Source organism: Pseudomonas sp. AP42 (assembly GCF_001728935.1).
GTDB classification, from domain to species: domain Bacteria; phylum Pseudomonadota; class Gammaproteobacteria; order Pseudomonadales; family Pseudomonadaceae; genus Aquipseudomonas; species Aquipseudomonas lactis.
Genome location: NZ_LYSO01000019.1, coordinates 46,299 through 60,600 on the forward strand (window position 1 = coordinate 46,299; position 14,302 = coordinate 60,600).

The following is a 14,302-nucleotide window of genomic DNA, read 5'->3' on the forward strand; positions in this document are numbered from 1 at the left end:
CATGGTCGCGGAAATCGCAAAAAGCACACGCTCAGCACGAGTCCAGGTCCTGCAGCACAGAGGGAGATCGTTCGTAACAGGTCTACGCTGGCATCCATTGGGCAGCGTCACCGGCCACATGAAGGAAGCACGGCAGTACGGCCGTGAACACCAGTTAGACATCGTCGCCATTCGCAGAACACCGGCCATCATCCAGGCGGGTTTCGTTGCGCGCAGTGACGAAGTCACCAAAGGCATGTACTCGCTCGCAGCGACCCTGGCAGGCCAGTTGGGGGACTCGTGGATTGCGGCCTGGAGAACGGACGCTGACCTTGACCAATACGCCCTTGTCGCGGTGTTTCAAGGAGGCGTGATCTCTGGCTGCGACATGATCGGCACCGGTGCCGAGGTGCGTCGGAGAGTCGTTCAGCAGCGCAGTCGGGGCATCCAGTTCAGCCAGGAGTACCTGCCTTCAGAATTTGAAATGGGTGGCCAACCGCTCGACGTTGACGAGCTGCTCCAACCCTCGCATTTGAAACGTGAGTATCGACTGAGGCCACTTGTCTTTGGGTTATCCAAAGCAGAGTTGGTGCAACTGACGATGGTTGGTGCGCTGATCGCTGCCGGCATCATCGCGTGGGTTCAATGGCAGAGTCATCAGGACCGGATAGCCAAAGAAGCAGCTTTCCAGGCTGAACAACTTCGCCTGGCAGAATTAGCCAGGCTGCAGCAAGAGTCTGGCGTGGAACAGTTGCCTCAGGCTCTGGAGCACCCTTGGGCCAAGCGCCCTTCGGTCACAGACTTCATTGAGGGATGCAGCCGCGGCATTTATCAATCGCCCCTATCCATTGAAGGCTGGTTGTTCACAAGTGCCGTCTGCGATGGTGCAAAGGTCTTGTCATCTTACAGACGCACGGGCAATAGCACGGCCGACGAACTGATACAGGCCACTCAGGGCCACTATGCTGATCGGCCGGTCTTCTTTGACGACGGCAACTCGGCCACGTTGAAACTCGACATTTCCTTGCCAGCAGCCGGTGATGAACCGCTAAAGGAAGCGATCGTCATGCTGGCGAATTTGTCTTCCTGGCTGCACAGCTTCGGCCAAAGCCCCGTTTTGAAAGAGGTGCCGGTCGTAGTGCCCATCCAGCCGGCATTACCTGGTCAACCTGCTCCCCCCCCCCCACCACAGCCTCAATGGAAGCAATTCGAGCTGCGCTACACCACTGGTATTACACCAATCGACTCTTTATCCGGTGCTCCAAGTCAGGGGCTTCGTCTTACAGAAATCAAAGCAGATTACAAAGCCGACCATCTTGAGTGGTCAGTTATAGGTGACCTTTATGCGAAGTAAAATTCTGCCGTGTTTCTGCCTGGTTATTGCTGCCGGATCCTCTATTGGCTGGGCAGCGGAAAACAGTGTCTCTGGTGTCAACGTAGGAGAGCTGGCCATCGTTCAAAGTCAGACGATCCTCCTCAAGGCGCAGGCGGAAAGGGCTCAGGCTCAGCGGTCGATCAATGGCGAAGACAACCATTCAACCGCTCAGTCTTCAGCCTCATTCGTACCTCAAGGCCTACTCCCACCCCCTATCACCGTCACACGCGCCACTGATACCCAGCAAGAACTACCTGTCGTTAAAGCCATATTCGGCTCCGCAAGGCGGCTTCGTGCCACGTTGCTCTACAGCAGCGGATTTGAAGTGGACGCTGACGCCTCGTCGCGGGAACTCCCAGGCGGCTACCGCGTGGCGAACCTCACCCTGGACAGCGTGACACTGGAACGTGATGGCAAGCGCTTCCCGCTCGGGTTTTCCAATATTCCACCGGGAAGCGCCTCCAGTAGTAGCAACCCGGTCTCCAGCAGCATCCCGTCAGCCACCTCGCTGCCCGGGTTGATCCAAGGACAGCGGTGAAGGTACGAGCCAATGACGACTTTGACTGAAATACAAACTGAAGCAGAACCAGTCCTCGATGAAGCCGCTGCTGCGCTGCTGAATTCGCATCAGCAATTGCTCACTGCGCCTGGCGGATCGTTCGAGCTGAAACCGGAGTTACGTCAGCTGTGCGCATTGACCAGCGATGGAATTCTGTATGTGTCCGCCCAGCACCAAACGGATGCCTATGTCATGGCATTCGAGGATGAGTTGGAACACAAGAATCATCAGTTTGCAGTCAAGATCTGCCCTATGAGCACGATCAAGGCGCTCTACCAGGCGAATGACGACGCCAATGGCAGAGCCCTCTCGACCACCGAGACCAAACGCCAGGCGCAGGTGGTGCAGCTGCTAGGCAAAGCCCATCGGGATAATGCCAGCGATGTTCACTTTGTGGTGGGTCACGACATCACCAGGATCTTCTTTCGCATCCACGGACTGTTGTGGGAGGCGGAGCAGCATCAAAGTCAGGTGGGCCTTGAGCTCTGCTCATCCCTCTACAACAGCATGTGTGATGTTGCGAAAGACCACTACCAGCCACAAGTCAGCCAGGACGCACGTATAAAACGATCCTACGTGGATCAACTTGGTCTGTTCGGTGCCCGGGTTGCCACCAGGCCGCTCGTAGAGGGTCCTTTGATGGTTCTGCGTCTGCTGTATGACGACAAAACCAAAATGACCCTTGAGGCTCTCGGTTTTCTCCCCGAGCAAATTGAGGCGTTTAGCCGTATCCGCAGCTTTCCTTATGGCGTGAACTTGGTTACCGGCCCCACAGGATCCGGCAAATCTAAGACTCAGCAGGTCAACCTGAACCTGCTCTATGAAGAGTGCGGTGGCACAAAACACATTTTGACCATGGAGGATCCGCCCGAATATCCAATCATGGCCAACCAGTCCCCTTTGGGCTCAGGAGAAACCTGGAGCGACGGCATCACCAACACGATGCGCCTCGATCCGGACGTCCTGATGTATGGGGAGATCAGGGACCTGGCCTCGGCCCAAGCGGCTTTCCGTGGTGGGATGACCGGGCACTTGGTGTCCTCCACGTTGCACACCAATAACTCAGTGGCAGGGCTTCAGCGGCTAATCGACATGGGGGTAGACCGCTACCTCGTGACAGATCCCGCACTGATGACCAGCATCGTCAATCAGTCCTTGCTTCCCGTGCTATGCCCTCACTGTCGTGTACCTGCCGCTGCTCATCTGGACCAGCTCAACGGTGCATTGGTGCAACGCCTGCGCGGCCTGGACGCGGTCGACCTGACCTACCTCAAAGGTCCTGGGTGCCCACACTGCAAAGGTTTGAGTGTCGTTGATCGTACGGTAGCCGCGGAGGCGCTCATCACCGACAACAATTTCATGCACGTTTTTAATAAAAAAGGGGCCAGTGCAGCACGTCGTTACTGGGTGAAGGAAATGGGCGGTATCACCAAAACTGCCCACACAATCCTCAAGCTCAAACAAGGATTGGTAGATCCACGTCACGCCGAAATGATGGTGGGGCCGTTGGACTTTGACCGGCAAACCCTGGAGCTCGCCCATGCTGAGTGACGTCAGAGCGGTGCTAAACCGCTGGGCAGAAACCTTCTACGCCAAACAGTTCGGCAAGAACGAGCGAATTCAATTTTATGAAAGCCTTATGGGCATCCACGGGGATGGCGTTTCACTTGAAGATGCCCTGAATACTGTTGCGCGGGCATTCAGTGATAACGGCCAGAAACGCCACCCTGTATCGATTGCCTGTCGTGAAATCGCGCAATCGGTCAAAGGAGGAAAGTCGTTCAGCGTTTCATGCGAAGGCTGGGTGCCTTATGACGAAAACTCACTGATCGCTTCCGGGGAAGAGACCGGCAACCTGGTGCAGGCCTTTAGGGATTGCGTGAGGATTATTGAAGTACGCCAGAGGATCGGCAAGCTGGTGGCCTCAGCCACGGTTTACCCTTCGGTCGTGTGGAGCGTTATGGCAGCGCTGCTGTATGTGATCGCCGCGTGGATGGTGCCTTCAATGACAAAGCGCTCCAATCCCGATGCCTGGACAGGTGTGCCGGCGTTTCTCTACGCCCTATCGAATTTCGTGACCCACTACGGACTGGTGACCCTGATCGCGGTCGTTATCTTCATCCTCGTATCAATCTTCACGCTGCCGGTGTTTTGCGGGCTTCAGATCACGGCCGCCAGCCCGTCATGGAAGCTACAGTTGAACAAATTGCTCCAGGTCCTGAGAGTCCGAGCAGAGCGCCTTCCCCCTTGGTCGGTCTACAAGGCGCTTCACGGTTCCATCTTTTTGCTCAACATGGCCGTGATGTTGCGCTCAGGCATCAACCAGCTCGACGCATTGAAGTCGCTGCAGCGCAACGCATCTCCATGGCTCAAGGAACGGTTGAGCGCCATTCATTACGGTGTCAGTGCCGGCAAAAACTTCGGTACCGCCTTGAAACTTGCTGGCCATGAATTTCCAGACCCAATGGCCATGCATTTTCTTGAAGTGCTCGCCACCCGCAAAGGCTTCGCCGAATCGATGGAAAGGTTTTCCAACCGTTGGCTGGAGCAAACGCTCCAGCGCGTCGAGGCCATCGCGAAGTCGCTTATTGGGGTGTCCTCGATGGCCATGGGAATCATGATGATTCTGGTGGTGATCGGCATCTTCCAGTTGGCCGGCAATGTGACAGAAACGCTTAAATAAACCCAAATGAGGTCGTAAAGATGAGAACAAATACCCGCCAAAACCAACGCGGATTTCTTTCCCTGGACGGGATGTTCTGGCTGATGCTGATCGCCGTGGCACTCGGTTTCATCGTGTTCATGGGGTATAGAACGTTCGGTAGCTCGGACGTCACCATTGAACAGAGCAACCTGGGCACCTTGCTGAGCAATACCAAAAGGCTGAAAAGCACAACAGGGTACGCAACAGCCGGTACCAACCTGGCCCCGTCCTTGATCAACCTGGAGGCCACAGGTGGTATGAGCATTAACGGCAACGCCTTATCCAACCGTTGGAACGGAGCCGTTACTGTGACCAGCAACGGCATGACCTTCACCATCACCGAATCCAACCTTCCGAAGAATGCCTGCATCACGCTTGCGTCCAACATGGCCAAGGACAAACAGACCACAACGGCGATCAACGGTGGTACTGCCATTGCCGGCGAAATCACAGCGGTGGCCGCTGCGACTAGTTGCTCTTCGGATGCCAACACCATCGCCTGGACCTCGTACTAAGGAGTCCTGTGTGAGCGTGATCTCCGAAGCAGAATTCGTCGACCTGTACCTAGGTGACGATTTTGCCGATGCCAAAGGCCTACCGGGACAGGCGCGAAGGGTTGAAGCACCCGTCGAGTGGCGGACAGCGCTTGACCGCTTACGTGTGCAATGTGAAGCGAAATACGCTGAGACAAAGGATCCTGAGTTCGCTCTGATTGAAGATGGAGTAGTCCTTCGCGTCACCCATCTGCTGGACTTGAACGCAAAGCCCGTTTTCATCCTGAGCAAATCATCGGTTCAGATCCGTCCCTTGGACATGTTGGGCTTGCCTGATTACCTCCAGGACGAACTGATGAGTGAAACAGTCCGTGGCCTGATTTTTATCTGCGGCGAAATGGACTCTGGGAAAACCTCCAGCGCGGCCTCGCTGGTAAAAGCGCGTCTTGAAACCTGGGGGGGAATCTGTGTCGCTGTAGAGGACCCACCGGAACCCTATTTGAACGGTCAACACGGCAAAGGACGCTGCATCCAGGTTCCAGTCTCACGCAGGATGGGCGGCTACGAGGAGGCGTTGATATTGGCATTGCGCACCCGAGCTGATTTGTTGTTTGTCGGTGAAATTCGCGACAGTGCAACCGCCGCACAAGTCATTCAGGCGTCCATCAACGGGCACCTAATTATTTGCACCGGCCATGCCGGCAGCGTCACCCAAGGTATTGAGCGTATATCAGCCCTAGCGCAGCCCCTGCTGAGTAACGCCCGTGAATTACTTTCCAAAGGGCTTGTAGCCGTCGTTCACCAGGCTTTGTCGTCGGGCAGTGAGGGCACTCGTCGATTGACACTGCAGAGCCTGCTCTTTACGGGTTCTGACAGTGCCAGCATTCGAGAGAAAGTCCATGCAGGGAAAATCACACTGCTGGAACAAGATATCGCTCACCAATCATCAAGGAGCCTCTGGAATGACCAGTAAAACTAAACAACAGGGCTTCTTGAGCCTGGACATGGCAATCGGGTTGCTCGTATTTGGTGTCGTTGTGACCTTGGCGATGGTTTGGCAAATCAAACAAATGGATGCCCAGGATTATCGAATTGCGGCCGATCAACAGCGCACTATTTCAGAGGCACAGGCCAAGTACCTGAAAGACAATTTCAACGTAGTGCTCGCCAACGCGTCGGCGACAGTGCCAGTGCAAATTACGGTGCCGATGCTCATCAACGCTAATTACCTGCCTGCAGGTTACAGTTCCACCAATGTTTTCGGGCAGACCATCCTTGGCCTTGCCCGTAAACCCAATCCCAATCAGCTAGAAGCGATTGTGGTCACCAGGGGCGGACAGACGCTTCCGGAAATGAGTGTGCGTGCCATTGCTGAAAACCTTGGAGGACCTGGTGGTTTTATATCTACAACCAACCCTAACGTCGTTCAAGGCATCCGCGGCGGCTGGCAAGTCGCGCTGAGTAATTACTCCATTGCGCCTGGGCCAGGCCACACTGCCAGTGCACTGTTTCTCATGGACGGCGCCTTGGCCAACGATTACTTGTATCGAAATGCTGTGCCAAACCATCCCGAGCTCAACACAATGAATACTGATCTCGGTATGGGCAACCACAACATTAATAATGCGGGGAGCATCTCCGCCTCTGGCAACGTTACGACTGGTGCCGACGTGACAGCGCGCAATGTCACAGCCACCGCGAATGTGAACGCGGCGACCGCGAACGTCACGGGCGAAACGTACACGGGTGGATGGTTCAGAACTCGGGGTGACACTGGCTGGTACAGCGAAAAATGGGGAGGTGGTATCTATCAGAACAGCCCCGATTGGGTCCAGGTATACAACGACAAAAACTTCTCAACCGGCGGCCAGCTCTGGGGTGGGAAGATCACTTCAACCGGCAAAATAACGGCCTACGATCGAATCGCTACCAACGAATTCATCTCCGTCGGTGGTCTTGCTACAGAAGGTTCCGCCTGCAGCGATCGCACGCTCATCGCAAAGAGTGCAGTGGGAATAGTGCTCTCTTGTCAGAACGGCGTATGGAAAGGCGTTGGAGGCGCTGGCAGATGGGGCGGCTCATTTTGGACAGCCTCGCACACGGCTGGCGGCTGCCCAGGGCCAAATCCATATACAGGTTCATGCAGTTGTCCTGTCGGTTACAAGGCCAATAATCAGTTTGCCATTGCCATCGGAGGCTGCAATCCGTGCGTCTCTTACTCTTGCTACAAAGATGAATGAGCCATTTTCAGCCTTCTCATTCACGTAGCTAAGTCGTACACCAAAGAGATCACCGATATGACACTGCAATGGGCTGTCTTGATGATTCTAATCATTGCCACGGGGATCGTTATGGAAACCCAACAACAGGCCCAAACCGTCTCCGACTTCGCCTCCGTTGATTCGCTAGGACGGAGCTTTCTGATTTACCGATCGGCAGCCGCCGGGTTTGCGCAGTCCAATCCTGGCTTCTCTGGAAAGCCTGACGACACTGCACTGAACCTGCCGACATGGTTTGTGAAACCGCTCGGTATTGAGGCCTACATCAATGCCGGAACAACCTACACCTTTTACAACGGCACGGCGCCGGCGGGGATGCCAGCGACGCTGGTCGATCTGACGCAGTCGACTACCGTTGGCGTAAATCGCGCGGGAGTGCTTGTCTCCCCGAAAGCGGGAGTGACCGGTATCCCCATTCCATCTGTAATACCTGACGGTGCCGTCACTGCAGTGAACTGATCAAAGCCCAGGTCAACACTGGCTATGTTGCATATCGCCCAGCCTAACAACATAATGCACGCAACAACGTTTCCACCCCGTTGGCTACTGGCGGTCATCAGTAGCGCCCGGAGATGCGGTTCGCCTCATCTCCATCCCCAAAGCACGCTGAGCTCCGGGAAGGGCGTGCGGATCTGGTTCAAAGCTCTCCCTGTGTCTCCCTGTTCAAGCCAGACACGCAGCCGTCTAACTCGTGAATTGCGAGTTCAAAGGCACATAGGGCTTTGATGAGGTTCGAAGCACAGTAATCTCAGGGCCACACTGGTGTTGTGGCCCACATTTTTTAAAGCTCACACAAAGGGTAGCCTGATGATCTTGCGAAGGATTATCAGGCTACCCTTTGGTAGCTGCTTTTCCCTGCCGGTGGCCCGCCGGCGAAACGCAGGGCTCCCTTTGTGCGCGGATGCGTGCCTTATGTTTGCTGGCCTCAGCCACGATAATCGGCCAGGTGTAGGAAGTGAGACGTTCAGATCACAGCCCAGGGATCGATGACGCCTTTATCCCGCACAGGTGGTATTTTTTTCTGAAAGACGCTTAGTACTACATCCGAGAGTGACTGTTGACCCAGCTACTCTCGGTAGCTTCTCCTGCAAAATTCGATCTGCTTTGACCTCCCCGAAATATCCCTCCCCGCTTGACACATCACTATCCCCCCTTCGATGATATGGACGTGTTTTGCTGACGTCGTCAGCATCATGCCCAGGCAACCAGGATCTTTAAGGTTGCGACACGTCAATCGTGTTGATTCGCCCAAGACCGCTGAGCTTCTGGTAGCGCGGTCGGTCGACAAACGTCGATAGAAGCACCTTATGCTACTCACCTCGCGGGGAATCACTTCCCCGACAGGGCCAGTGTTTTCTCCGCATCTCAACCTGCAGGAGAATCACCATGTCCAAACTCACTTATAACTTCGGTTTCGCACTCGGCGTTGTTGCCCGAGAGTTTTTGCGTGCCATGAAGAAATCGAACATACGTCCAGCAGATAAGCCGCAGGCGAAGTCTCACGGGCAGCTTCCACCACCCTGCGTTTCTGACAGCATGGTGCGTGAAATGGATCACTTGCCAGCCATGGTCCGTGCCAAAGGTGTTGATCTGAATCTTTGGTACAAGGCTAATACTCGTGAGGTCGAAAAGCCGGTGCGCAAACCGCGTTCCCGGGGCAAGGCTCAACAGCTGACACCTGTTGCTTGCTAAACCTCTCCTCATTCACCCCAGCAGGGAAACCTCCCGCTGGGGAGGTTTCTCTGAAACCCTTCAGCTGGGGCTTGACAATCAGCAACAGGATTTTCATGCTGTGTCCATGTATAGCTGACGTCGTCAGCAACATGCCCATGTAGTCTGGATCCGAAAGACTACGATGCGGTTTACCGCATTGATCCACTCCCAAGATCGCCATAGCTTCCGGTAGCGCGATCAGTCGACTTTGTCGATGGAAGCACCTTTCCCACCCATGACGGGCCTTTCCCGTCAGGGCAGGCCTCTCACTTTTTTGGAGGTCTGATGAAAACCGAACTGGCTCTCTACCAAGCGCTGATTTCGATCAACGTTCCGGAACAGAAAGCAAATGCTGTTATTGAAGCTTTGGAGACCGACATGCAATCGCTACTCGCAACCAAGGCTGATATTGCCGCTCTTCGAACTGAACTGAAATCTGATATCGCTCAGGTCGAACTCAAACTCACTTTGCGCATGGGCGTCATGATGTCATTTACTGCCGGTGTGATTATCACCGCAGTGAAGTTCATGCTGCACTAAGCAAACCCTTTTGCTCTACCCACCCTCGCGGGGAATACTTTCCCCCAAGGGCGAAGTGTTTCTCCGCTTTCTGCTATTTCGAAATTGGAGAATCACCATGAGCACTACTCAAACCAACGAAGCCAAGTTCTTCGACCTGCACACCACCGGTATTGGTTACCTTAACCGTATCCGTGAAGTGAAACCACGCGGCAAGGGCAAGCCATTCATGGCTGTCACTGTTGCTGCATTACGCGGTTCGTCTGACGACACCGAGTACTCCTACATCGACTGCAATGTCGTCGGCGCCGAAGCTGAAAAGCTGATTCGTCGTAGCCAAGCTGCAGTTGATGCAGGAAAGAAGGTCCTTGTGAGCTTCCGTATCGGTGACATCTGGACCGACTGCTTTATCTATGAAAAGGGCGATAAGAAGGGTCAACCTGGGGCAAGCCTCAAAGGACGTCTTCTTTTTATCGGCTGGATCAAGGTCGATGGCGATACTGTCTACCAAGTCAAACCGAAAGATTCTGCTGAGCCCCTTCCTGCCCAGGATCGTGCTGCTGTAGATGACTCGGATGACAACGGCCAAGGACAGCCAGATCCTGAACAACGTCAATCAGCATGATTGAAATCATGGCGCCCCCCTGGGCGCCTTTCAATATTCATATCGAAGGGAACGCCTCCCTTCGGGATTGGTGATTTCCGAACGCTGGAGATAAACCATGATGATGAATCCTCAACGACTGCCGCTGCTGACCGAAATCGGTCTTTTAGCTGCTCAAGCTAGTGTTTACAGCAAGTTGGATAAGCTACTGCCGAGCAACCCGACACTCGATCCCGATGAAGACCCGCGCTACACCCTTACTACTGATCTTTGGTTAGAAGTACTGGATGGGGTGATCACATTGGCAAAGATGGACCATCGAGATGAATTCAATCCCGTAAACAGCCCAATGTTGTCTGAGTTCGGACTTCTCAAGGAATATCGGAGGGCTCGTTGGGAGTTGGAAGATGAGCTTATGCACCCCGAATACTACTAACCCGCCAGGAAACACTGGCTGACTCTCAAGCTGATTCCAAATCAGCATAAAGACCCATCGGGAAACCATCTCCCGAACGGGCCAGGTGGTTTTCGCACCTGGAGATTTACATGCTTACCACCAATAACCTCGTATCGTCTGACTTGCTCAAACTCCCGGTCGTTCTAACGCCTCGGGCCTGGCAAGAAGCGGTGCATATCGAAAACCCACAGGATGTATCAGTCATCAGTAACCGACTGGGCGATGTCGTCCTGGAGGCCTACCGAGAACTGCATATGCAGCCTGACTGTACACAAATCCATTTCGGGCTCTATCGATTGCTGCCTGCCGGCGACAACTCGGATCGTGTCTGGTTGGACCTAAAACTTGACCGCATAGAATCGCCACCAGGTTCATTCTATCTGTACATCTCACTCAAGGAAGAAACCCATACCTCCTGCCCATAAACCTTTCTGAACTCACTGCACCACCCCAAGCCCGACACTGTCGGGCTTTTTTCATTGTGCGAGTAATGCTCGTAGCCTTACACCCATGCAGTGTGGAGCTGCCCATGATCAACATCCCAGGCCAGTTGGCCATCCGCACTATCAGCGGCCGCAATGGCGACTTCAACGTCGGGCGGCTATCCACTTCAATCGGCGAGTTCGTTATCAAAGACGCGCTTCTCGACCAATATGATGAAGGCAAATACAGAGGCGATTTCCTCATCACTGAAATACGCCCCTCGTATTACTCAACCGCCGGCCGGTTAGTGGTTGAGATCCGGGCCAAGCTCGAAAGCATGAGCCTCGATGACGTAGACAACTTGACGGCGGAAGACGCTGCCAAGCTTTCACCAAGCGAGCCAGATCCCATAGATGAAGAATCGTCTTCAACTCAAACAAAGCCAGCGCGACAGCGCAAAACGCTCCCCATCACAACGACTGTAAGCAACGTCGACAAACCGTCATCACCAGAGGATGCCCCCTTTGGGATGCCACTACCCAGCTCGGAAAATGCCACAGCGCTAGACGCGGTACTGTTTGGCACGATCTGGCCACTGGGGGATGCGGTAAAACTTGACACCACCGTTGACCGTCAGCGCCTACGTCAGCAATGCACTCGCCTCGGCGAGCTTGGCTATGTGCTGGACTTCAAGCAACAAACCTGGAACTGCCAATCTCCCACATTGCGGGAGCTCCACCACCAAGGAAGCACTCCATGAATCCGACTTTTTCAGACATCGGTGAGCACATTCTGCTGACCGTCGAAGACCAACTGACCAACAACGACGTGTCCGATGATGACGAGATGCGCGAGCACTTCATCGAAATCGGACTGACAGAAACGCAAGCGAACGCTGCCTTACAACTGCGCCCTCTGTACCGGGTCAACCTCTACATGATAGGTCAATCGCCGTTGTTCCAGGGCGACACGACCACAAGCTTCGATCCACACACCCGCTCATTCAAGCGCGATCGATAACCCACCAACCATTAACCCCGAGGGGCAGTGTCCTGCCCCTTCTGGGCGGGGCCGCCCTCCGATCCGGAGGATGCTCGATGTCCACATCTTCTCTCACACGGCTGTATCAGGTTGACGAATGTCCTGATCTGTACGTCGATGCCTGTGCCTGCGACGCGCAGCGCAACTTAGTGTTTCTCTCGGCCTGGGGCCGTGACACGGCACTGCAGGAGTTCTTGGCCAGACTGACCCTCGGCTCCGCTGAAAACGGTCTTGACCAGTTTCATATCGTCTCCGACGGCCGGAGCCTTCCTGTCTTCCCCAACGTCGACCTGCTGGAAAAACGAACCACCCGGCAATTTCGCGGGACGTTATTCGGCAGCCTAGTACACCTCTGGCTGTTCGACCGGCGCTGCGCGCAGCCCGACCGGGCTAACCACTTCTCCTATGCCCTTCTACAGGACGGGCAATCGCCTCTTCAAAAGCTTTGGCCCCTGGTCATGGATACATGCCCATTACCGCTGCTACCGCATTGGCATAACGAAGTTATGGAAGTGCTCACCCAACACGACATGTTGCAGTCCCTACCGGGATCGTTAGGTGCTATCTCGGCCTGGCGTTTGTCGCTGCAGCTCGACGTACTCGAACCCGCCCTGGGTGATCTGATCCGCCAGGGGCTTCTCTCAACCCACGCTCAGTTTTGAGCCTTCATTCAGGAGCTTCATCATGGCCTTGATGTTCCCACGCTTGGCGCGCAACTTCGCTCGCAATGGCTACTACCCTACCGACGAAACGACTCTGGAACGGACCCTGCAGGCATTGGCCCCCTCTCCCACCGGCAAAATGCGGATCTGCGATCCATGTGCCGGCGAAGGGGTTGCCCTGGCCGAAGCAGCACATTTTCTTGGGCGAGACCGCACAGACACATTCGCAGTTGAATACGACCAGGAGCGTGCTGCGCATTGCAGGACGCTCCTGGATCGTGTGCTGCATAGCGATCTGATGGACACCATGATCAGCCGCCAGGCCTTTGGCTTGCTCTGGCTTAACCCGCCCTACGGTGACCTGGTCGCTGACCATGCAGGTGCCTCACAGTACCAAGGTAGCGGTCGCCGGCGTCTGGAGAAAATGTTCTATCAACGGGCGCTTCCACTGCTGCAGTACGGCGGGGTGTTGGTGTTCATCGTTCCACACTATGTGCTGGACGACGAACTCTGCAGTTGGCTATGCAATCACTTCACTGAACTGCGGATTTACAATGCCGCTGATCCAACCTTCAAACAGGTGGTGATATTCGGTATACGAATCCGCCGCCAAGACCTGGCTCGACCGCAAGAAGTCAAATACGTACGCGCACGCCTTCAGGCGATTGGCGCCGGGACGTTGAATGCAGAAGTGTTACCTGAGAGTTGGTCTTGGGAGCCCTATAGGGTCCTGTCGTCGACCAGCGAACTGGAGCACTTCTATCGCATCAGCCTCGAACCGGAGCAGCTAAGCGCTGAAGTCAAACAGCTTCGCGGCATGTGGCCAGACTTCACCCTGCACTTTGGTCAAACGGGTGTTCAACCACGACCACCAGTACGTGAGCTGTCCCGGTGGCACTTGGCATTAGCCCTGGCTGCCGGCGCAATATCGGGCGTCGTTACCTCGAAGTCCGGGCGAGTGCTGGTGCTCAAAGGCGATACTTACAAAGACAAGGTTCGCAAGACCGAGTTTACCGAAGACCAGGACGGTAACGTTTCTGAGGTAAGGATCCTGACCGATCGTTTCGTGCCTATCATTCGGGCATGGGACATGACGCCGGGATCTGCCAACCAAGGACGCGTTATCACCATCACCTCTTCGGCGGATCGACAACCTGAAACTGACGAGCCGATTGCACCGGCGGTCTCGGACACCACCTCACGCGTGACGTTTGAAGCTGGACAGTTGGTACTGACCCAATCGGTACACCACCTGGTGGAGCACGGCCATCTCGACCCAAGCACCTACTTGCGACGGCATTTCTCCGGTGACTGGGGAGAGCTGCCCCAGGAAGACTGGAGCAGTAACCAACGAGCCCTGGCTACTGGAGAGCGTCTGTTCTCTAGCTACGACATCGACGCCGAGGATGAAACCCGGCTCTGGATCATCACTGAAGCCGACCGAAGCGTAACAACCTTGTTGCTGCCATCGGACTACTGACCCGCTACCAATA

The 14,302-nt window shown here is 55.0% G+C and carries 17 protein-coding genes; all 17 read left to right on the forward strand.

Features of this window, described 5'->3' with window-relative positions:
* Position 1: 1 nt before the first annotated feature.
* Positions 2-1,333, forward strand: coding sequence for a type 4b pilus protein PilO2 (gene pilO2, locus A7K61_RS10040; RefSeq protein WP_058410369.1), 1,332 nt, complete (start codon positions 2-4; stop codon positions 1,331-1,333).
* Entirely contained in the window at positions 1,323-1,892 is a 570-nt protein-coding gene (gene pilP / locus A7K61_RS10045) for a type IV pilus biogenesis protein PilP (RefSeq protein WP_020302997.1), read from the forward strand. The genes pilO2 and pilP overlap by 11 nt, the downstream gene beginning before the upstream one ends.
* Before the next feature lie 12 nt (positions 1,893-1,904).
* Positions 1,905-3,464, forward strand: coding sequence for a GspE/PulE family protein (locus A7K61_RS10050; RefSeq protein ID WP_020302996.1), 1,560 nt, complete (start codon positions 1,905-1,907; stop codon positions 3,462-3,464).
* Complete coding sequence (locus A7K61_RS10055) at positions 3,454-4,596, forward strand: type II secretion system F family protein (protein ID WP_020302995.1); 1,143 nt, start codon at positions 3,454-3,456, stop codon at positions 4,594-4,596. The genes A7K61_RS10050 and A7K61_RS10055 overlap by 11 nt, the downstream gene beginning before the upstream one ends.
* Positions 4,597-4,616: 20 nt before the next feature.
* Positions 4,617-5,132 carry a type 4 pilus major pilin gene (locus A7K61_RS10060; RefSeq protein ID WP_032905001.1) on the forward strand — a complete coding sequence of 172 codons (516 nt, stop codon included), beginning with the start codon at positions 4,617-4,619 and terminating at the stop codon, positions 5,130-5,132.
* Positions 5,133-5,142: 10 nt separating this feature from the next.
* Positions 5,143-6,084: an ATPase, T2SS/T4P/T4SS family gene (locus tag A7K61_RS10065; protein ID WP_020302993.1), complete on the forward strand. Its 942-nt coding sequence runs from the start codon at positions 5,143-5,145 to the stop codon at positions 6,082-6,084.
* On the forward strand, positions 6,074-7,351 hold the full coding sequence (gene pilV, locus A7K61_RS10070) for a shufflon system plasmid conjugative transfer pilus tip adhesin PilV (protein WP_020302992.1): 1,278 nt from the start codon (positions 6,074-6,076) through the stop codon (positions 7,349-7,351). The genes A7K61_RS10065 and pilV overlap by 11 nt, the downstream gene beginning before the upstream one ends.
* Before the next feature lie 57 nt (positions 7,352-7,408).
* The gene (gene pilM / locus A7K61_RS10075; protein WP_020302991.1) at positions 7,409-7,849 is read left to right on the forward strand and encodes a type IV pilus biogenesis protein PilM; all 441 of its coding nucleotides are present in this window, start codon (positions 7,409-7,411) and stop codon (positions 7,847-7,849) included.
* A 927-nt stretch (positions 7,850-8,776) separates the two neighbouring features.
* Positions 8,777-9,082 (forward strand): hypothetical protein, encoded by a 306-nt coding sequence (locus tag A7K61_RS10080; RefSeq protein ID WP_020302990.1) that lies wholly within the window; start codon positions 8,777-8,779, stop codon positions 9,080-9,082.
* 306 nt (positions 9,083-9,388) lie between these two features.
* A complete protein-coding gene (locus A7K61_RS10085; RefSeq protein WP_020302989.1) occupies positions 9,389-9,643 on the forward strand; it encodes a hypothetical protein in 255 nt (84 codons plus the stop codon).
* 97 nt (positions 9,644-9,740) lie between these two features.
* Positions 9,741-10,247 (forward strand): STY4534 family ICE replication protein, encoded by a 507-nt coding sequence (locus A7K61_RS10090; RefSeq protein WP_020302988.1) that lies wholly within the window; start codon positions 9,741-9,743, stop codon positions 10,245-10,247.
* Positions 10,248-10,344: 97 nt separating this feature from the next.
* The gene (locus A7K61_RS10095; protein ID WP_020302987.1) at positions 10,345-10,662 is read left to right on the forward strand and encodes a hypothetical protein; all 318 of its coding nucleotides are present in this window, start codon (positions 10,345-10,347) and stop codon (positions 10,660-10,662) included.
* Between the two features lie 110 nt (positions 10,663-10,772).
* Positions 10,773-11,108, forward strand: a complete 336-nt coding sequence (locus tag A7K61_RS10100; protein WP_020302986.1) for a hypothetical protein — start codon at positions 10,773-10,775, stop codon at positions 11,106-11,108.
* Positions 11,109-11,212: 104 nt separating this feature from the next.
* Positions 11,213-11,866, forward strand: a complete 654-nt coding sequence (locus tag A7K61_RS10105; RefSeq protein ID WP_020302985.1) for a DUF3275 family protein — start codon at positions 11,213-11,215, stop codon at positions 11,864-11,866.
* Positions 11,863-12,126, forward strand: coding sequence for a hypothetical protein (locus tag A7K61_RS10110; RefSeq protein ID WP_020302984.1), 264 nt, complete (start codon positions 11,863-11,865; stop codon positions 12,124-12,126). Before A7K61_RS10105 ends, A7K61_RS10110 begins: the two co-directional genes overlap by 4 nt.
* Positions 12,127-12,203: 77 nt before the next feature.
* The gene (locus A7K61_RS10115) at positions 12,204-12,809 is read left to right on the forward strand and encodes a hypothetical protein (protein WP_020302983.1); all 606 of its coding nucleotides are present in this window, start codon (positions 12,204-12,206) and stop codon (positions 12,807-12,809) included.
* Between the two features lie 22 nt (positions 12,810-12,831).
* Positions 12,832-14,289: a DUF6094 domain-containing protein gene (locus A7K61_RS10120; protein ID WP_020302982.1), complete on the forward strand. Its 1,458-nt coding sequence runs from the start codon at positions 12,832-12,834 to the stop codon at positions 14,287-14,289.
* Positions 14,290-14,302 lie beyond the last annotated feature (13 nt).